The sequence below is a fragment of the Emticicia fontis genome, assembly GCF_054779675.1.
In genome coordinates this window covers 2,211-3,041 of sequence record NZ_BAAGXU010000044.1, presented here as the reverse complement: position 1 = coordinate 3,041, position 831 = coordinate 2,211, and the positions used below count along the sequence as shown (strand labels likewise).

The 831-nt window shown below is 46.8% G+C and carries 1 pseudogene; it reads right to left on the bottom strand.

The features are described from left to right. Positions 1-831: pseudogene (locus ACYVFA_RS19625) on the bottom strand (hypothetical protein); the annotation flags it as partial.

Sequence of the window (831 nt, the reverse complement as noted above, 5' to 3'; positions counted from 1 at the left end):
TGGATTGGGGGCTGTGATTGTTGGCGCGGATGGCTGAGTTAAAATCTGTAAACCTGTTACTGCGGCGCTTGCCGGAGAAGTACAACTACCCACTGTACAAGTAGCCGAAATGCTATAAGTGCCCACACTTGAAAGTATCAGACTTGTGCCTGTTGCTCCTGTTGACCAGTTTACAGTTCCGCCACATCCACCGGCGGTTAAGGTCAAGGTATTTGGCGCACATACTACTTTTGGATTAGGTGCAACAATCGTTGGTGCAGATGGTTGCGTTACAATCTGCAAACCTGTTACAGCAGTACTCACTGGAGAAGTACAACTACCCACTGTACAAGTGGCTGTAATGCTGTAAGTACCCACCGATGAGAGTATCAAACTGCTACCTGATGAACCATTCGACCAGTTTATTGTTCCGCCACATCCACTGGCGGTTAAGGTCAAGGTATTTGGTGCACAAACTACTTTTGGATTGGGTGCTGTGATTGTTGGCGCGGATGGCTGAGTTAAAATCTGTAAACCTGTTACCGCGGCGCTTGCCGGAGAAGTACAACTACCCACTGTACAAGTGGCTGTAATACTATAAGTGCCCACCGATGAGAGTATCAAACTGCTACCTGATGAACCATTCGACCAGTTTACTGTGCCACCACAATCACTGGCTGTCAAAGTCAAGGTATTTGGCGCACATACTACTTTTGGATTGGGTGCAACAATAGTTGGGACACTTGGTTGGGTTACAATCTGTAAACCTGTTACTGCGGTACTTGATGGAGAAGTGCAACTACCCACAGTACAAGTGGCTGTAATGCTATAAGTACCCACACTTGAAAGTAT